18 protein-coding genes are annotated in these 17,572 nt (G+C 65.3%); 12 read left to right on the forward strand and 6 right to left on the reverse strand.

What is annotated here, in order from left to right:
* On the reverse strand, positions 1 to 1,125 hold a 1,125-nt coding region (locus tag VFC51_07825; protein ID HZT06925.1), incomplete at its 3' end, for a PEP-utilizing protein mobile subunit.
* Positions 1,126 to 1,243: 118 nt separating this feature from the next.
* On the opposite strand from VFC51_07825, the gene VFC51_07830 reads away from it, so the two are divergent.
* Positions 1,244 to 2,245 (forward strand): 5-methyltetrahydropteroyltriglutamate--homocysteine methyltransferase, encoded by a 1,002-nt coding sequence (locus VFC51_07830; GenBank protein ID HZT06926.1) that lies wholly within the window; start codon positions 1,244 to 1,246, stop codon positions 2,243 to 2,245.
* Positions 2,246 to 2,269: 24 nt separating this feature from the next.
* On the opposite strand, the gene VFC51_07835 is transcribed toward VFC51_07830, so the two are convergent.
* Positions 2,270 to 4,096 (reverse strand): PEP-utilizing enzyme, encoded by a 1,827-nt coding sequence (locus VFC51_07835; protein ID HZT06927.1) that lies wholly within the window; start codon positions 4,094 to 4,096, stop codon positions 2,270 to 2,272.
* Positions 4,097 to 4,099: 3 nt separating this feature from the next.
* A complete protein-coding gene (locus VFC51_07840) occupies positions 4,100 to 4,810 on the reverse strand; it encodes a GntR family transcriptional regulator (GenBank protein ID HZT06928.1) in 711 nt (236 codons plus the stop codon).
* Between the two features lie 238 nt (positions 4,811 to 5,048).
* Between VFC51_07840 and VFC51_07845 the strand changes: the two genes are divergently transcribed.
* On the forward strand, positions 5,049 to 5,657 hold the full coding sequence (locus VFC51_07845; protein HZT06929.1) for an isochorismatase family protein: 609 nt from the start codon (positions 5,049 to 5,051) through the stop codon (positions 5,655 to 5,657).
* Complete coding sequence (locus tag VFC51_07850; GenBank protein ID HZT06930.1) at positions 5,658 to 6,488, forward strand: alpha/beta hydrolase; 831 nt, start codon at positions 5,658 to 5,660, stop codon at positions 6,486 to 6,488.
* Here the strand turns inward: VFC51_07850 and VFC51_07855 are convergent.
* Positions 6,472 to 7,044: a DUF4202 domain-containing protein gene (locus VFC51_07855; GenBank protein HZT06931.1), complete on the reverse strand. Its 573-nt coding sequence runs from the start codon at positions 7,042 to 7,044 to the stop codon at positions 6,472 to 6,474. The two genes, VFC51_07850 and VFC51_07855, sit on opposite strands and share 17 nt — an antisense overlap.
* 82 nt (positions 7,045 to 7,126) lie before the next feature.
* Positions 7,127 to 8,623, reverse strand: coding sequence for a cytosine permease (locus tag VFC51_07860; protein HZT06932.1), 1,497 nt, complete (start codon positions 8,621 to 8,623; stop codon positions 7,127 to 7,129).
* 639 nt (positions 8,624 to 9,262) lie between these two features.
* On the opposite strand from VFC51_07860, the gene VFC51_07865 reads away from it, so the two are divergent.
* Both VFC51_07865 and VFC51_07870 read left to right on the forward strand, forming a co-directional pair.
* Positions 9,263 to 10,324 carry a leucyl aminopeptidase gene (locus VFC51_07865; GenBank protein HZT06933.1) on the forward strand — a complete coding sequence of 354 codons (1,062 nt, stop codon included), beginning with the start codon at positions 9,263 to 9,265 and terminating at the stop codon, positions 10,322 to 10,324.
* A gap of 136 nt (positions 10,325 to 10,460) precedes the next feature.
* Positions 10,461 to 11,876: an MFS transporter gene (locus tag VFC51_07870; GenBank protein ID HZT06934.1), complete on the forward strand. Its 1,416-nt coding sequence runs from the start codon at positions 10,461 to 10,463 to the stop codon at positions 11,874 to 11,876.
* Positions 11,877 to 11,918: 42 nt separating this feature from the next.
* Here the strand turns inward: VFC51_07870 and VFC51_07875 are convergent, their stop codons facing one another.
* Positions 11,919 to 12,782 (reverse strand): MerR family transcriptional regulator, encoded by an 864-nt coding sequence (locus tag VFC51_07875; protein ID HZT06935.1) that lies wholly within the window; start codon positions 12,780 to 12,782, stop codon positions 11,919 to 11,921.
* 158 nt (positions 12,783 to 12,940) lie between these two features.
* Between VFC51_07875 and VFC51_07880 the strand changes: the two genes are divergently transcribed.
* From VFC51_07880 to VFC51_07910, 7 genes are all read left to right on the forward strand, one after another.
* The gene (locus VFC51_07880) at positions 12,941 to 13,087 is read left to right on the forward strand and encodes a hypothetical protein (GenBank protein ID HZT06936.1); all 147 of its coding nucleotides are present in this window, start codon (positions 12,941 to 12,943) and stop codon (positions 13,085 to 13,087) included.
* Positions 13,084 to 13,635, forward strand: coding sequence for a fasciclin domain-containing protein (locus VFC51_07885; protein HZT06937.1), 552 nt, complete (start codon positions 13,084 to 13,086; stop codon positions 13,633 to 13,635). The genes VFC51_07880 and VFC51_07885 overlap by 4 nt, the downstream gene beginning before the upstream one ends.
* A 36-nt stretch (positions 13,636 to 13,671) precedes the next feature.
* Positions 13,672 to 14,667 (forward strand): SDR family NAD(P)-dependent oxidoreductase, encoded by a 996-nt coding sequence (locus tag VFC51_07890; GenBank protein ID HZT06938.1) that lies wholly within the window; start codon positions 13,672 to 13,674, stop codon positions 14,665 to 14,667.
* Between the two features lie 10 nt (positions 14,668 to 14,677).
* Positions 14,678 to 15,139 carry an SRPBCC family protein gene (locus VFC51_07895; protein HZT06939.1) on the forward strand — a complete coding sequence of 154 codons (462 nt, stop codon included), beginning with the start codon at positions 14,678 to 14,680 and terminating at the stop codon, positions 15,137 to 15,139.
* Entirely contained in the window at positions 15,136 to 16,050 is a 915-nt protein-coding gene (locus tag VFC51_07900) for an NAD(P)H-binding protein (protein HZT06940.1), read from the forward strand. Before VFC51_07895 ends, VFC51_07900 begins: the two co-directional genes overlap by 4 nt.
* A gap of 8 nt (positions 16,051 to 16,058) precedes the next feature.
* On the forward strand, positions 16,059 to 16,535 hold the full coding sequence (locus VFC51_07905) for a DUF427 domain-containing protein (protein ID HZT06941.1): 477 nt from the start codon (positions 16,059 to 16,061) through the stop codon (positions 16,533 to 16,535).
* 114 nt (positions 16,536 to 16,649) lie between these two features.
* Positions 16,650 to 17,572: cytochrome P450 (locus VFC51_07910; GenBank protein ID HZT06942.1), on the forward strand; the 923-nt coding region annotated here is incomplete at its 3' end.

A 17,572-nucleotide genomic window follows, 5' to 3' on the forward strand; every position in this document is an offset into this window, starting at 1 on the left:
GGGGTAAACCTTGCGAGCAAGGTCGAGCACCTGTCGGAATGCTTCGCGGTCGTCATCGGTGGGGAGCAGCTCGCTGTACTCCTGCACGATCCGCTCGCGCTCGCTCAGGATGTTTTCCAGGGGCCGCTCGATATCGGCGCCGTCTCGCAGCTTCTCGATGTAACCCCGCATCGCACTGAAAGGGATGGTTAGGTCGTCGATCCATGCTCGGTGCTGGTGGCAATAGCCAGGACCGGTGGAGAACCAGAACCACGGCTCCTTGGCCTCCTCGAACGCCTCGAGCCACCGCCGTCCGTCGGGCGCGGCTGAGATTGAACCGAGTGCTGCCTGCGGTTCCTCGTTGTCGATAATCGCGTCGTCGACGCCCACCTCGAGCGCTAGCCGCGCGAGCTTGCGGAGCTCGTCGTCGGGCCGGAAAAAGAGGATCTCGACCCCGCCCACCATCTTCGCGATCGTCTGATCGGCGATCCCGGGAAAGGCGTTCTTGCAGAAATCCGACAGCGTCATCAGCGCGCCGTAGCTGAGCATGTGCAGCTCGAAGTGGTAACAGGCCATCTCGTGCATGTTCTCGAGCAGCCGGTCGTAGGACGCGATCAGATCCCAGGCCGACGTTGTCCCCCGCCACGAGGTGATGGTCTCCATCGGCTCCATCTCTTCAAGCGGCTTGAACTCGATCGCCCGCAGCCGCTTGATGCAGTCCTCCGCCTTGGCGATCCAGTGCGCGTAGATCTCGTCCCAGTTCTCGTAGTAGTAACCGGCTCGTTCGAGAAAGTGCGGGACGCGAGCTTCGATCAGCGCCTCATCCGCGATGGAGGTTGGGCTCACATACAGATAGCCGTTGACAATCCGCTGGTCGATGCCGAGCGCGGGAGGCACCGGCCACACACGGGTCAGAAACTGGTTGAGCAGCACCCACCAGCTTTCGGGCATGATCGTGTCGAACGGATACACGGGCTCCGGGTTGTGCATCCCATCGAAGAACCAGAACTTCCCCTCCTCGAACTCTTTGCGCTCGTCGCTGAAGAGGTAGTAGTAGGGATACAGACGGCGCCAATCCTCCGCTCCCGGTGGGGCCTCCACCGAGAATGGGCTAGGGAAACGGCGTTCTAGAGGCGTCGTCGTCATCGCTTTCGCCTTTCGGGTCGGTCAGGCCGGGCAAAGCGTCACCAGGGCCCGTATGCGAACTATTATATTTGAAATCTACCAAGGAGCGTGAGCCTCGCCTGCCCTCGAAACAACCGTAATCGGCAGCTATCCGCAGCCCGATTGGCTGATCGATCGCGAGCGCCTGGGCTCGCGCCTGCCCCCACGTGTGGCGGCCAGGGAACTGTGGCGTATCGAGGACCCGTTCCTCGAGCAAGCGCAGGACGACGCCACCGCCCTGGCGATCCACGACCAGGAGCTGATCGGTATCGACGTCATCACCGACGGAGAGATCCGCCGGGAGAGTTACTCAAACCGCTTCGCGACGGCGCTCGACGGGGTCGACCTCGACAACCCCGGCAGCGCGCTCGACCGCACCGGCCACCCAAACCCGGTCCCCCGTGTGGTCGGCCCCATCCGGCGCGCGCGCCCCGTGCAGAAGCGCGACGTCGAGTTCCTACGCCGGCGCACGGACCGCCGCATCCGGGTGACGGTGCCCGGGCCGTTCACGATGACCCAGCAGGCGCAGGACGACTACTACGGCGATCCCGCTGCGATGGCGCTGGACTATGCGCAGGCGGTTAACGCCGAGCTCCGTGACGCCGTGGCGGCCGGCGCGGACATCGTTCAAATCGACGAGCCGTATCTGCAGGCGCGGCCCGAGGCTGCGCGCGAGTTCGCGCTTGCCGCCCTGAATCGCGCGCTTGAAGGGATCAACTCTGAGACGGCGCTGCACACCTGCTTTGGGTATGCGGCGATCGTCAAGAAGCGCGCGAGCGGCTACTCGTTTCTGGCGGAGCTCGAGGAGTGCGCGGCCGACCAGATCTGTCTTGAGGCCGCCCAGCCACGTCTCGATCTCTCGATCCTGGAGCAGCTCCCGAGCAAGCGGATCGTCCTGGGCGTGCTCGACCTCGGCGACCCGTCGGCGGAGTCAGCCGCGGCGGTCGCCGACCGGATTCGCGCCGCGCTTGACCACGTGCCGGCGGAGAGGCTGAGCGTCGGCCCGGACTGCGGGATGAAGTATTTGCCGCGCGAGTTGGCGCAGGCCAAACTGCGCGCGCTCGTTGAGGGCGCGCAGATCGTCCGCTCCGAGCTCCGTTGACGATGCTCGCGCTGGACGACCCCGTCAGTCGACGATCGTAACGGTGCCGTTGTCGCCGTCGACTCGGACCCGCTGACCGGTTCGGATCCGCTTGGTCCCGAATCCGGTCCCAACCACTGCCGGTAGTCCGTACTCCCGTGAGACGATCGCGGCGTGCGACATGATGCCGCCGATGTCCGATACAGCGGCGCCGATACGGGCGAACACCGGCGCCCAGCTCGGGGCGGTGATCGGGCAGATCAGGATCTCGCCTGCCTGAACCTCGTCGAGCTGGGCGACGGACGTGATGACCCGCGCCGCCCCCTCGGCGACACCCGGCGATGCGGCGATCCCGCCCAGCTGGTTGGGATCGCGCCCGTCCCCACCCTGCCACTGCTTAACGGTCTCGGTTGTGACACCGAAGAGCATGACCGTGAACGGTTCAGTTATCTCGGCGGGCGCCACTCCCAGAGCCGGCGGCGGCGACCACTCACGCAGCACCTGCATAATCCGCTTACGCTCGGCTACCTCGTCCGGCCAGTAGCTGGGGCCCCGCGCGGGAGTTCCCGTCGCCCAGCCGGTGCAGAGGTCATAGAGGGCGTCGTGGATCTCGAACCGGTGCAGGAAGAAGATGTCCTCGGCGTCCTGCAGGAACCCCCCGTTCTCAAGGATCTGGCCGAACTCGCGCACACGATTCCAGAAGATCGAGTGGTGCCAGTGCTCGACGTAGAAGTTGTGGTTCTCGACGAAGGGATACACGGTGCGCGCAAGCTCGCGCATCGCGGTGAACGCCTCGCGGTCGCCGGACCCGAGGAGGTCGCGGTACTCGTCGAAGATGCGCTCGCTCTCAACGCGGATCTCCTCGAGCGGACGCGAGATGTCCTCGCCGGCGCGCAGCTTCTCGATGTAGCCACGCATCGCATTGAAGGGGAGGCGGAGGTCGTCGATCCATGCTCGGTGTTCATGTGAGTAGCCGGGACCGGTCGAGAACCAGAACCAGGGCTCCTTGGCGTTCTCGAAGGACTCGAGCCAGCGTTCGCCCTGTGGGGCCTCGCTGATGGCGGCAAGCGCCGCGTACGGATCGTGGTCGGCGACGATCAGATCTGCCAACTCGAGCTCGATCGCGAGCGCCGCCAGCTTGCGCACCTCGTCGTCTGGCCTGAAGAAAAGGATGTCGATTCCCGCGACCATCTTGGAGATCGCCTGATCCGCGATGCCCGGGAAGGCTGTCTGGCAGAAGTCTCGGAACGTCAGGTACGCGGCGTACCCGAGACCGAGCATCTCGAAGTGGTAGTACGCCATTTCCTGCATGTTCTCGATCAGCCTGTTGTAGGTGGCGAGCAGGTCGTAGCTGCTCGTCAGCCCGCGATGTGAGAGCACGGTCGCCTCGGGCTCGACCTCGGGAAGGTCCCGGATCTCGAGCTCTCGAAGCCGTGAGATGCAGTCCTCCGCCTTCGCGATCCAGTTGTCGTAGATCTCGCCCCAGTTCTCGTAGTAGTGACCGGCGCGCCGCTTGAACAGCTCCGCCCGCTTCGCGATCAGCTCCGGGTCGGTAATCGAATTGGGGCTGATGTACAGGTAGCCGTTGACGATTCGCTGGTCGATCCCGAGCGCGGGCGGAATCACGTACACGCGGGTGCCGAACTGGTTGAGCGCGACCCACCAACTCTCAGTCATGATCGTGTCGAACGGATACACGGGCTCGGGGTTGTGCATCCCGTCGAAAAACCAGAACTTCCCTTCCTCGAACTCTCGCCGGGGCTCGCTGAACAGGTAGTAATAGGGGTACAGCCGCTGCCACCCCTCGGCTCCGGGCGGTGCCTCAACGGCGAACGGGCTGACGAACCCCCGCGCTGCCTGCGTCGCCCCCACCGATTACCCCTCTTCGGCGCCCGCGCTGTTTATGCCCTTGGCGACGATTTCCTCCGTGTCCTGAAGGTGCTTGCGCAGGACGTCGGCCGCCGCCTTGGCGCGCCCCTCGCGGAGGTGCTCAAGAATCGATCGGTGTTGCTCCTGGCTGGCGCGAAAGCTTCCGGCAGTCGACACATATAGCCGCAGGTACGGCTCCACCGCGATCCACAGCGAGTCGATCATTGAAGACAGCCGCGGCATCCCAGCCGCGCGGTAGATCTTCATGTGAAAGCTCTCGTTGGCGGCGCGCCAGTCCTCGGGGTCGCGCTCGTACTCATCCATCGTGGCTACCTGAGACTCGAGTTCCGCGAGAAGCTTGGGATCCTTTCGGATCTGCTCGGCGCCTCTGCGCAACGCGAAGGCTTCGAGCTCAGCTCGGATCGCGAAGATCTCGCGCAATTCGGCCTCCGACAGCGCGTTGACGAGGATCTGGTTCTTGCGAAGGGTGACGAGGCCCTCCGCCTCGAGCCTTCGAAGCGCCTCCCTCACCGGAGTGGCACTGACTCTGAAGCGCTCCGTGAGCGGCCGGATCCGTATGGGTCCAGGGCGGTAAACGCCCCGTCCGATGTCGCGGCGAAGTTGCTGATAGATGACGTCTGGGATCGACGGGAGGTCGATCGGCGAGGCCGGAACCTGCTCGCCGGTATCGGATTCCGCGGTGCCCAAGGTGCTCATTGGATGCTATACGCCGATCCGGCCGCCTCTGGGCCGGCGGCGAGTCGGGCCGCATTCAGTGCCGGCACTAATCTCCTCTTTTCGGTGTAAAGGCGGGCCGGTTTCGGTGTTTGATATATAATAGATTGTTGTGGCTGGTCACGTACCCGCAGTCCAAGGATCTGACGGCAGCCGGCCAAGTGGGGACTCGCTGGCCGACGCGCGCGAGATCTATTCACGAAGTGGAATCGGCGGCCGCGTGGGCCTTGGCGATCGTCCTGCGGTCCTGGTGGTGGATCTTCAGTACGGCTTCACGGATGAGACCAGCCCGGTTGGGGGAAACCTGGACGAGGTGATCACCGCGACCGCGTCGCTCCTTGACATCGCGCGGCGCACCGGCCTTCCAGTCGCGTTCACCGCGGTCACTTTCCAGCAGAGTCACCTCGACCAGTTGGTGTGGCTGCGCAAGATGCCGGGTCTTGCCATGCTGATCGAAGGCTCTCGGTGGTGTGAGATCGACGCCCGCGTGCAACCTCAGCCGGGTGAGCCAGTGTTCGGTAAGCAGGCGGCCTCGGCCTTTTACGGGACGTCGCTGGTCTCCTTTTTGCTTGGTGCCAACGCCGATTCGCTGATCGTCACGGGATGCGTTACCAGCGGCTGCGTTCGAGCGAGCGTCGTCGACGCCGTTTCTTGCGGATTCCGGACGATCGTGCCCGTCGAGTGTGTCGGCGACCGCGCTGCCGGCCCACACGACTCAAACATCTTCGATATGGACTCGAAGTACGCCGATGTGGAACCGCTGGAGACGGTGACGGCGCGCCTGCGCAATACAAGGAGCGAGCTAGCCGGCGCACCGGCCGTGAGCTGAATGCCGCTCGCGGACACCGAACCGGTCGGCGCGAGCGGCTACGTCGATCGAGATGGACTAAGGCTCCACCACCTCGAGTACGGCGAAGCCGGAGCGCCGGTGGTCATCGTCCCGGGGATCACCAGCCCGGCGGCGACATGGGAGTTCGTGTCGCTCGATCTCGCGCGGGACTACCACGTAATCACCCTGGACATCAGGGGTCGTGGGCTCTCCGACACGCCCCCTGCCGGTTACGACCTCACCGATTACGCCGGAGACGTCAACGCGGTGATCGAACGACTTGGCCTACAACGGCCCGCGCTCGTCGGTCATTCGATGGGTGCGCGCATCGCCGCCGCGGTGCGCGTGCTTCATCACGGAGCGGCCGGCCCGGTTGTGCTCGCCGACCCGCCGCTGACCGGACCCGGCCGGGGTACCTATCCCATGTCGCTGGAGGCCTTCATGGACCAGCTCCAGGCGGCCCGTTCGGGCGCCGCGCCGGAAGAGCTGCTCCGATACTTCCCGACTCTGACCCCCGAGCACCTTGCCTTGCGCGCGCAGTGGCTGCCGACCTGCGACGAGAACGCGGTGCGGGAGTCCTGGCAGAACTTCCACCGCGAGGACTTCTTTCCATATCTTCGCGAGCTCGAGCCGCCTGTGTTGTTCATGTATGGAGCAGATAGCCCGGTCGTCCCCGAATCCGCCCTACCCGAGATCACCGATACCCGGCCCGACGTGGAGATCGCCCGGATCCCGGGCGCGGGTCACATGATCCCGTGGGACAACACCGGGGACTTTCTGCGCGAGACCCGCCGGTTTATGGAGCGGGTGTCGGCTAGCCGGACGGCGTAGTCGAGGCCCCGCGCACCTGATTCTCAACCGCGATCAGCGCAGCCTCGTACAGGGGACGCGCAAGCGCCTCCGCGCTTGGTACGCGTATGCGTTTGTACATCCACTCGAGCTTGCGTTTGCCGTGCTCGAGCGTCGTCTCGCCGTTCAGTACCCATTTGGCGACAAGCCTCCCGTTGACGTCGAGGAACGACAGCGAGTCGGCTGCCTGAATCAGGTCGCCGCTCGGCGAGCCGCCGAACTCGTGCTCCAGGATCGGTGGCGTGACTTGATCGACGAACGGATCGGATACGCCCTCACCCCGAAGCCAGCCCGACACGATCTCGGCCGACCGGCGCATGTGCTTGGTGTTGTATTCGACGTCATCCCACGCGCCCGCCGCCTTGTCCGGTTGAGTGCCTCCCGGGAAGTGGCGCTCCATGTCGTGCGTGAGCGCGGCGACGAGCAGTGGCTCGGATGCGGCCGGATCGAGTCGAAGCAACCAGACCACGGTGCGTCTGAGGTGCTCGCCGTCGTAATACGGCTCGACCCACTCGATCGCCGTCGGCCACAGGGTCAAAAAGGCGTCGCTGTACGCCCGTTCGCCGCCGCCTTCGAGCAGCCGCAGGCGATCGCGGTCAAGCTTGCGTTCCAGTTCTTACCTACTTCAGCGCCACGCTGGGTGGCACGGTCACCTCATCCTGTGGCGGAGGCGCCGCGATCATCACGCCGTGTTCGGGGAAGAATTTGACCAGGGCGTAGTAGAGGACCCCGCCGACCACGGCAGCGCTGGTGAAGCTCAGATCGATCCCGCTCACATGAGGAGTGAGCGGCCCGGTGATGATGCTCGTCGACGTGAACATCATCCCCACCGCCACGGCGGCGCCCCAGGCCACGAACGCCCTGATGTTGAAGCCGCCCGTGAACCAGTAGATCCCCTTTTTCACTCCGCCCGCAAACGGCTGTAGATCCATCGGTATATATCGCCCACGCCTCATCAGGTGCCCGATGGTCATGATCACCATCCAGGGCGTACAGGTGACGAGCATCAACGTCGCGAAGGCCTCGATCGAGTTGATCGCGTTGAATGCGATCAGCGCGATGTATGCGGCGGCGAGCCCGATTGCGCTCATGATGAAGGTCAGCTGAGCCCGCGTGAGCCGGAAGAACAGGGCGTGCACGTCCAGTGCCGAGTTGTAGACGGACATCGCAGCGCTTTCGATGTTCGCCAGACCACCCGGCGCGATCATGAGCAGGATCGCGAACCACAGCGGAGACACCTGCGTAAACCCTGTCGCGAACGGGGTGGCCGGATTCGGGAACGTCGTGATGGCGAACGCCCCGATGATCTCGGACAACCAGCAGCCTGCGAAGATGCCCAGCCCCCCGGCAAGGGCGCACGTGCTCGCCTTTGCTTTTGTTGGGACGTAGCGCCCGTAGTCTCCGATGAATGGCCCCCAGGACACGGGAAGCGAGGCGGCCAGAACCATCGTCAGCACCCAGGTCGGCCAGTACTTGCCAAGCAGATAGGCCCCGCCGTGCACGTCGTGGAACTTGCCGGAGAGCACGATCAGCGCAAGGAGCGAGACGCCCGCACTCGCGATCGCGATGAACTTGAAGCTTGCCACCAACGTGGCGTGCCCATAGATCGCGAGCGCGAAGGAGATCAGCATCACCACCAGCATCGCGATCGACAGAGCGACGTTCCCGGTGCCGCTGCCGAAGATGCGGTGGAAGACCACGACGATCGTCTGGCCCGAGGTCCACACGAGGATCGCGAAGAACGAGAGGCCGATGAAGAGGCTGATGAGCGAGCCGAGATAGCGGCCCGTCACGCCAAAGAAGGCTCCGCTGGAGACCGCATTGTTTGTGCCGGTTTTGGGCGACTGGATCGCCACGCCGGCGAAGATAAGTGAGCCAAGCGCAACCCCAACCGTCACGGCCGTGAACGTGCTCCACCAGCTCAGCCCGAACGCAATGCCGAGCGACCCGAAGACCATGTTGCCGAAGCCAAACTGAGGGCCAAACATCGCCCACGCGAGGTTGCGCGGCCGCGAGTGACGTTCTCTCTCGGGGACGAAATCGATCCCCCGTGCCTCGACGCGCCCGATCTCGTCGGCGGATTCTTCGCCAACCGGCGATGGTCCGTGAACTGCCATTGGGTTATCCACTTTGCCCTCCCCTCGTCCGGGGCCTCACGTCTTTTGGATGGATCGTTCGTTGGCGGGTGGCCGTGTCGCTGCATCGGCAGTGACCCGGCGGGTCCGGCTCCTAATCGCGATCATATACAAAATATGGTGTGCGTCAAGACGCGAGCGCGCGAGGACTCAGGACGCGACCGCGCGAGAACGGTTGCGCGTCCGTCCCATGTGCCGGGCGACAACAACAGCGCGTCCGTCCATGTGCGTACGACGTAGGCGCGAGGAAAATGGCGCGTCTCGGCTAGCCGCCGCCTGGACAGGCATACCGCCACTGACGATGGGCAAAGATCGCATCAGCTTGGCTGATGCCGGACGCCTTTGCGAAAGATGCTCGCCAGGCGAGCGCAATTCGCAACATCCTCTCGGAGTGCGCTAGGTGATGCGATTCTTGCTCGTAGGGCAGGGCGCGGACGGCGGGCCCGCTGAGTACCCGTACCGAGCAGAACGTTGCCCAGCCTCCCGGGGCGGGGCCCCGCGCGGTCAGCCGCCCCTGGCCGCTCGCCCCCGCATTGACGCCACGGCACACCCGCATTGACCCCACTCAGACCATGAAATATTTTATATGCACCTATTTTCGACCGCACAGGAGTCATGCCGATGATGAGCCTCGGTGGAAACACCTTCAGCGACCTTTGCGCCAAGGAGCTCGAGCTTTGTGCCCTGAAAGAGGGCGAAGTTGTGGCCGTCCTCACTCAGGGCGATGAGCGGCTGGACTATGCCGACGCATTCTTGGGGGCCGCCGAGAGCATGGGAGCGACGGCCTTCCATGTGCGCTTGCCGCGCCAGTCGAGCTCGCTCAGCGGCGATAGCGGCGCGTGGACGGTCGGGACCACCCCGTTGGGGGACAACCGCCCCGCGATCGAGGCGCTCAAGGCCGCCGATCTAGTGGTCGACACCATGTTCCTGCTGTTCTCAAAAGAGCAGCTCGAAATCCAGGACGCCGGCGCACGCGTGCTGTTGTGCATCGAGCCGATCGAGCACCTGGTGCAACTTTTCCCGACCCGGGACCAGCGCGAACGAGTGGAATACGGGGGCGAGCTGCTCGGCAAGGCAAGCCAGCTCCGCTTCACCAACCGCTTCGGGACCGACGTCACATACCGCATCGGCGTCTACCCGGTGATCACCGAATATGGGTATACGGATGAGCCTGGCCGTTGGGACCACTGGCCCTCAGGGTTCTTGTTCACGGGCGGGGCTGATGACGGCGTCAATGGCACCGTTGTGATCGCACCGGGCGACATCATCTTCCCGTTCAAGACCTACGCCCAGACACCGATCCATCTCAGAATCGAGAGCGGCCGGATAGTCGACATCCACGGCGAGCTCGACGCGGACCTGCTGCGCGACTACATGGCGTCCTTCGATGACGAGAAGGCCTACGGGATCGCGCACATCGGCTGGGGTTTGAACGAAAAGGCCCGCTGGTCCTACCTCGCCACCGACCGTCGCGGCCTCGGCATGCACGGCCGATCCTTCTACGGCAACGTCCTGTTCTCGACGGGGCCCAACCAGGAGTTCGGCGGCGGGAACGACACTCAGTGCCACGTGGACGTCCCGATGCGAGGCTGCAGCCTGTTCCTCGACGACGAGCCGATTGTGGTCGACGGCGACGTGGTCGTCGAGGAGATGAAGGCTCCGGGGTTGGTCGCGACGACGTAGGCAGCAGCCCGGCGATCTGGGGTCCCAGATCGCCGCCACGGCGCACGCCCTCGTTCACGCGCGCGACGGTGTAACCCGGGCGCGCGTTTCCTACGCCTCCGGCCGGGTAGGTCATTGGGCAGACGAGGGAGGTTAGATGTCTGCACGTGAACCAGGTCCGTCCGTCGGAACCGAAGAGGGACGCCCGCGCATCAGACGTCGTCGGGCTGGTCCGCTGGCGCGCCTCGACCGGATTCCAGTTTGGCCGTACGAGCGCAAGCTGCTGTGGATCGTCGGGGCGGGCTACTTCTTTGCCTTCTTCGACATCGTGACGATCTCGTTCGCGACACCGGTGATCGCGACCCAGTTCCACGTGTCCACGTCGACGGTCGCGTATTCGATCACCAGCAGCCTGATCGGCTACATCATCGGCGCCTTCGTCGATGGACTCATCGCCGATAAGTGGGGACGGCGGCTCAGCCTGGGGATCTCGGTCGCCGTTTTCTCGCTCGGCACGATCTTGGCCGCGTTCAGCACGAACGTGACTGAGCTGATCGTGTTTCGCTTTATCGCCGGACTTGGGATCGGCGCCGAGATCGCCGCGGTCACCACCTACATCGGAGAGGTCGCGCCGGCTCGCCTGCGCGGCCGCTACACAAGCTGGGCAACGACCATGGCGTATGCGGGCTTCGCCGTGGTGCCCTTCGTCGCGCGAGGGTTGGTTCCCACGTTCGCATCCGGGTGGCGCATCCTCTTTGGGATTGGCGCGCTCGGCGGTCTCACGATCCTCGTTATGCGGCGAGACCTACCGCCCTCTCCGCGCTGGCTTGTCTCTCAGGGCCGCGTCGAAGAAGCCAAGGAGGCGGTGGCGAGCGCTGAGGAAACCGCTCGCGAGGAGGTCGACGGGGACCTTCCCGAGCCCGAGCCGGTACCCGACGAGGCCGCGGCTGAGCGGTTTCCTGTTCGCGCGCTGTTGAGGCGGCCGATGGTCGGGCGCCTTGCGCTCTTCATCGCGATCTGGTTCGTCTATTACATCGGCAACTACGGGTGGCTGACGTTGGCGCCGACCCTATTCACCGACAAGGGCTACAGCCTCGCCGACAGCACCACATACCTGCTGGTATCGGGGATTGGCTTCCTCGTCGGCGCATACGCCACTACGCGTTTCAGCGACCGCCTCGAGCGTAAGTACACGACGGCGGTGTTCGCTGTGATCTGGGCGATATCGCTGCTGCTGATCGGCTACTTCGTCTCCCCGGGGGTCATCATCGGCGTCGGGTTCGTCGCCTCGCTCACGATCGGGCTCACGGTCCCCATGCTGTACACCTATACCGCCGAGCACTTCGCCACAAACGCTCGTGCCACCGGGGTGGCGCTGAGCGACGGGCTGGGGCACGTCGGCGGGGCGATCGCTCCTCTGATCGTGCTGGGCGCCGCTTCCACCTGGGGATTCTCCTCGGCATTCCTGGTGATGGCCATCACCGGCTTCGTCGCCGCCGGTCTCATCCTGCTCGGCATCCGCGCGACCGGCGCTTCGCTCGAGGCCGCCGGCGAGGGGTCGGTAAGCCGCTAAGCGGTTTCCCGGGCCGCCGCCGTCGTTACTCAAAACCCGAGCTCAGCCGTTCGGCAACCACGCTACCTCGTGTGCAGCCTCGATCAGATCGCCGTCGAGCAGGCGCAGGCGCGCGGGGCCACTCAGAACCGTCGAGGCACCGGGACCGCTGACAAACAGCGGGGCGATTCGGGCAACCTGACGCAGGGCGCGTCCTTCCGACCTGAGATTGGCCGCATCGAAGGTGACCAGCACCACGGCCGCTGGTGCAGTTCGCCGAGCCGCCTCCGTCACCGTGGCGGTCGGGGTGTCGGCACCGAGGAAGAGGATCCGCCAACCGAATGAGCGAAGAATGAGTCCGAAGGCCAGAAGGCTGATGTCGTGACGCTCTCCGGGCGCGCAGGCCAGGAGCGCCATCGGTCCTGATCCGCGTCCCCAAAGCCGCGCGAGCGATATAAGGCGGCCGCGGATCAGGTTGCTGGCGAAGTGCTCCTGGCTTATCTCGACCTCGCCCACCTCCCACCGGCGGCCGATCTCCATAAGCGCGGGAAGTACCAGACCGCGCACGAACTCCTCGAGGCCGAACGCGATCAAGCCCTCGTCCAGGATCGCCTGCACGGCACCCTCGTCATAGTCACCGATCGCGGCCAGCAGGCGGGCGCGCACGTCCTCCAGCAGATCGTCGGACTGCGGGCCGGTCTCGAGTGCCGCGCGGGCTGCCTCGGCCGCGGACAGGCCGTCGCTCAGGCCCCGCCGCATCCGTGCCACCCGCTCCGCGTCCTCGTCGGTGTAAAGCCGGAACCCTCCCGCTGACCGCATGGGATGCAGAAGCCCATAGCGCTGCTCCCAGGCTCGCAAAAGCTCCGGGCTCACGCCAACGCGTCGAGAGAACTCTCCGATCCGGTGAGAGCCAAGGCCCGAGGGCATAATGAAAATTATACATACGTTCGACAAACTCTTGACAGTTACGCACCAGGTGAGTAAAGTTGTCCAAGGTTCGTATAGTCCTTGTATAGGAAAGGATCTATCTAATGGAAAGAATCCATTCACTGGTCGCGGGCACGCCGGCTGTCGGAGCACGGTCCATGATCCTTTTCGCGGCCTTCGTCTCCTTTGTCCTATCGGTGCTGCTCTGGTTCAGCGGCCATCGCCAAGAGGGCATCTTCGTGGGCCTGTGGGTTCCTTCGATCCTCGCACTGGGCGCCGTCGTCGTCCCCCGGAGCGGGCGATGAGCGCCACCGGCCTGTTCGTCATCGGCCTGATGGTCACCTTCGTCGTCGCCGTCGCCATGGGCCTCCTCATCTACGCCGCGATCCTCGATGGTCGGGACGGGCGACTGGCGCGACAGGGCGCCGGGTCGCGGTTGGGGGCTTCCATGAACCTCTTCGAGACAGCACACAACCAGGACGAGCTCACGACGCTAGCGGCGGCGATCGACCGTGCCGGTCTCAATTCGATCCTCGCCCGCCGCGGACCGTATACCGTTCTGGCACCTCAAGATTCAGCATTCGCAGCACTCCCGGAGGGAACCGTGGACTGGCTGCTCGACGATCCGCAGACCCTCGCCGAAATCGTCAACTACCACCTGGTGCCCGGCCGTCTCACCGCCGCAGATATGGCACAGCGCGTCACCGCCGCGACGGTCCAGGGCGAGGATATTGTGATTTCCAACGTCGGGGCGATCGGCGTCGATGGCGCGCACGTGGTTCACAAGGACATCGAGGCCTCTAACGGGGTCATACACGTAATCGACCGCGTGCTGATACCGGCGCGTATCTGACTTGGGGAGCGGCGCAAACATCGTGCTCGATATCGCATGTGGATAAGCGCGGCGTCAGCACTCGACGCCGCGCTGGACCTCACCGTGGTGGGCGGATATACCAGCCTCGGCTACCGGATCAGAAGCCATGCCTTGAGCTGGGACCCGCCACCTCGAATGGATGGCAAAACGGTGCTCGTCACGGGCGCGACCTCAGGGCTCGGATTCGCGGCTGCCAAGGGCTTCGCGCGCCTCGGGGCGACCGTGCACCTCGCGGTGCGCAACCGAGAGCGCGGCGAGCACACCCGGGCTCGCATCCTTGAACACTGCACTGCTGACGTACACGTCGGCCTCTGCGATCTCAGTCACCTGTCCGGGGTGCGGGCATTCGTCGAGGCATTCACTGCCGCCAACGCCCGACTACACGTACTCGTCAACAACGCCGGTGTGCTTACACAGGAGCGCCGGCTCTCCCCCGACGGGATCGAGCTCACCCTGGCCACCAACGTCATCGGTCCGTTCCTACTCACCAACCTGCTGATACCACTGCTCAAGCAGAGCGCTCCGGCCCGGATCATCAATGTCTCCTCGGGCGGCATGTATACGCAGAAGATCCGCGTCGATGACCTGCAGAGCGAACGCGGGGAGTTCGACGGACCTACGGTGTACGCGCAAAGCAAGCGCGCCGAGGTCGTCCTTACCGAGCTATTCGCACGGCAACTGGTCGCAACCGGCGTCGTCGCCCATTCCATGCACCCGGGCTGGGCCGATACTGGGGGCATACGCGATGCACTTCCCCGCTTCTACCGCGTCACACGTCCGCTTCTGCGGACGGAGGATCAGGGTGCAGACACGATCGTCTGGCTGGGAGCCGCTGAGGAGGCCACTGAAACCTCGGGCGGGTTCTGGCACGACCGCCGGCGCCGCCCAACCCACCTCCTGCCCCATACCCGAGAGACCGAGGAGGAACGTCGCTTGCTTTGGGCCCAGTGCGAGGCCCTAAGCGGAGTGGGCGTCGACGCACCGCAACAGGGTTCACCCACCACGCACTAAGGAGGAGCACATGGCGAGATACCAGGCAACCGTTGACACCGATTGGGCGCCGGAGAATGCTTTCGCCTATCTGAGCGACTTCTCGAACGCCCCGGACTGGGACCCCGGGACTGTCAAGGCCGAGCGCCTGGACCAAGGGCCGATCGCCGAGGGCTCCGAGTTTCGGCTCGTGGCTGAGTTTCTGGGCCGCCGCACGGAGCTCACCTACCGGGTTATCGAGTACGACCCGCGCCACGCGGTGACATTCCTGGGCGAGAACGCGACGGCGACCTCGCGTGATCGCATCACGTTCGAGCCCAGCGGCACCGGGACCCTGGTGGCGTACGACGCAGATCTCCGTCTCAAGGGGCCTTTGCGGGCTGCCGACCCACTCCTCGCACTGGCGTTCAGGCGAGTTGGCAACCGCGCCCGCGACGGCCTGGCCGCTGCCCTCGCCCGTCCTTACGTCGAGACGTCTGGCGCCATCGCGTGAGCAACCGCGTACTAATCGCCGGGGCCACTGGGTTCATCGGCAGCCGCCTGGCCCAACGCCTCGCCGCCGGCGGGGTTGAGGTCCGGTGCCTGGTCCGCGACCCGACGAGCGGCCGGGCACGGGCGCTGGCCCGCGAGGGCTTCGAGGTGCACGTTGGCGATGCCCTGCGCCCGGGGACGCTCCGCGGGGCAGGATACGGCGTCGATGTCGCCTACTTCCTGATCCACTCGATGGGCCGGGGCGCCACTGGGGAGTTCACGCTGCGGGAGAGGGCCGCTGCGACGGCCTTCGCACAGATGGCCCGAAGCGAGGGCGTGGAGCGTGTCATCTATCTCGGTGGCCTTGGCGATGAGCCCGGCTCCCGACACCTGCGCAGTCGCCACGAGACTGCGCTGCTGCTCCAGCGCCACGGTCCGCCCCTGACCTACTTTCGGGCGGGGATGGTCGTCGGGCCCCAGAGCGAGTCCTACCGCACCCTCAGATGCCTGGTCGAGCGGCTCCCAGCGATGATCGCGCCTGCCTGGCTGGCGAATCCAACCCAGCCGATCGCGATCGACGACACGCTCAGCTACTTGGTCGCCGCGCTCGAGGTGCGGGCGTCGATCGGGCGCGATATCCAGATCGGCGGGCCCGACGTCCTGAGCTATGCGGAAATGCTCGACCACATGGCGGAGGTGCTCGGCCTCCCCCACCGGCCCCGCATTCCGGTGCCCCTGATCACGCCATGGCTCTCCTCGCTTTGGATCGGGCTGGTCACGTCGGTGGATGCCGGCGTGGCGCGACCCCTGATAGAGGGTCTGTCGGTGCCGACGGTGGTCAGCGATCCTTCCGGGATGGCGCTGTTCGACATCGAACCCATCGGTTTCGGGGACGCGCTGCGCGCGGCGATGCTCGAGGAGGTGGCGGTTTAGCCGCAGCAATGGCGATCGGGGTCGAGAGCGTCTGGCAGTATCCGCGGCCGCCTGTGGCGGTAGCCTGCTCGCGGCGGGCCCGCGTCGAACTGGCCGGTGCGGTGCTGGCCGAGTCGGTCCGGGCGCTGAGGGTGCTCGAGACCAGCCATCCGCCGACCATCTACATCCCTCCGGGCGACGTTCGAGTCGAGCTCTTGGTCCCCGGAGGCGCGGCGACGACATGGTGCGAGTTCAAGGGAGAAGCAACCTACCTCGACGCTTCGATCGGGGAAAGGCGTTTCACAGCCATCGCCTGGACGTACCGCGATCCCGCCTCTCAGTACGCAGTCCTGCGTGACCACGTCGCGTTCTACCCCACCTGGGTCGATGCCGCCTGGCTCGATGACGAGAGAGTCCGCGCGCAGGAGAGCGACTTCTACGGTGGCTGGATCACCGACGAGGTGATCGGTCCGTTCAAAGGTCCCGGCGGCACTGCCGGGTGGTAATGCCCTGCGATTCGCGCCACGGGCTGGTTGTCCTTTCGAACAGCTCGGATGTCAGCCGTGACCTGAACTCACCTGCCCCTTGACGCCCGCGCCACCCATCGGTAAACCCGCGTGATGACTACCGAAGGATGCGCTCAGGCGATCAGCGGCCCAGATCATCGACCGCCGCCGCCGTCCCCCGGGCTGCCGAAGGTGGTGCAGACGGCGGGCTTCATCTTTGGCGGCGTGACGTTCCTTGAGGCCATGCGGCGGCGCTATGGCGGGGCCATCACGATGAGGACGGCCTTCGACGACGGGTTCGTGATGGTCTTCGATCCCGACATGGTCAAGTCGCTGTTCCAGGGACCGGTCGAGAGCCTCCACGCGGGCGAAGCCAACGCCATGCTCGGTCCGATCCTCGGCGCTCGCTCAGTCCTGCTTCTTGACGGCGCCGAGCATCTGAGCCACCGCCGGCTGATGCTCCCGTTTTTCCACGGTCGCCAGTTGAACGCCCACGTCCGGACGATGCGCCTCTGCGCCGACGAGGAAATCGATCGGTGGCCGGTCGGAAAGCCGTTCACGCTTCTACCGGCCATGCAGGCGATCACCCTCAACGTGATGCTGCGGGCCGTCTTCGGTTACGAGGCCGGACCTCAACGAGACGAGCTCGCGGCTCGCGTCCGGTCGATGATCGACCCGCTCGCCCGACCCCGCGGGGCGATCGCACTGCGCGCGGTTCTGCGCGGTCGCGATGACGCCCGCGCCGCCCAGAGCTTCGAGATGCGCAGGCGGGCGGTCGATGACCTGCTGTATGCCGAGATCACCCGCCGTCGCGCCGATCCTGGACTGGCAGCGCTAAACGACGTGTTCTCGACGCTGCTCCTCGCCCGGGACTCGAGCGACCAGGGTCTGAGTGACCGTGAGGTGCGCGACGAGCTGCTCACGCTCTTGCTTGCCGGGCACGAGACAACCGCAACGGGGCTTGCCTGGACGCTCGACCTGCTGCTGCACGATCGCAGGGTCATGCAGCGGGCGCAACAGCGCGACCCCAGCTACCT

The organism is Chloroflexota bacterium (genome assembly GCA_035652535.1).
Classification (GTDB): Bacteria; Chloroflexota; UBA6077; order UBA6077; family SHYK01; genus DASRDP01.

Coding starts and splice junctions, on each gene's coding strand:
- VFC51_07860 (HZT06932.1), bottom strand. CDS start 8,623: ATGGCAGTTCACGGACCATCGCCGGTTGGCGAAGAATCCGCCGACGAG.
- VFC51_07880 (HZT06936.1), top strand. CDS start 12,941: ATGATCCTTTTCGCGGCCTTCGTCTCCTTTGTCCTATCGGTGCTGCTC.
- VFC51_07850 (HZT06930.1), top strand. CDS start 5,658: ATGCCGCTCGCGGACACCGAACCGGTCGGCGCGAGCGGCTACGTCGAT.
- VFC51_07890 (HZT06938.1), top strand. CDS start 13,672: ATGTGGATAAGCGCGGCGTCAGCACTCGACGCCGCGCTGGACCTCACC.
- VFC51_07895 (HZT06939.1), top strand. CDS start 14,678: ATGGCGAGATACCAGGCAACCGTTGACACCGATTGGGCGCCGGAGAAT.
- VFC51_07875 (HZT06935.1), bottom strand. CDS start 12,782: ATGCCCTCGGGCCTTGGCTCTCACCGGATCGGAGAGTTCTCTCGACGC.
- VFC51_07905 (HZT06941.1), top strand. CDS start 16,059: ATGGCGATCGGGGTCGAGAGCGTCTGGCAGTATCCGCGGCCGCCTGTG.
- VFC51_07885 (HZT06937.1), top strand. CDS start 13,084: ATGAGCGCCACCGGCCTGTTCGTCATCGGCCTGATGGTCACCTTCGTC.
- VFC51_07870 (HZT06934.1), top strand. CDS start 10,461: ATGTCTGCACGTGAACCAGGTCCGTCCGTCGGAACCGAAGAGGGACGC.
- VFC51_07865 (HZT06933.1), top strand. CDS start 9,263: ATGATGAGCCTCGGTGGAAACACCTTCAGCGACCTTTGCGCCAAGGAG.
- VFC51_07840 (HZT06928.1), bottom strand. CDS start 4,810: ATGAGCACCTTGGGCACCGCGGAATCCGATACCGGCGAGCAGGTTCCG.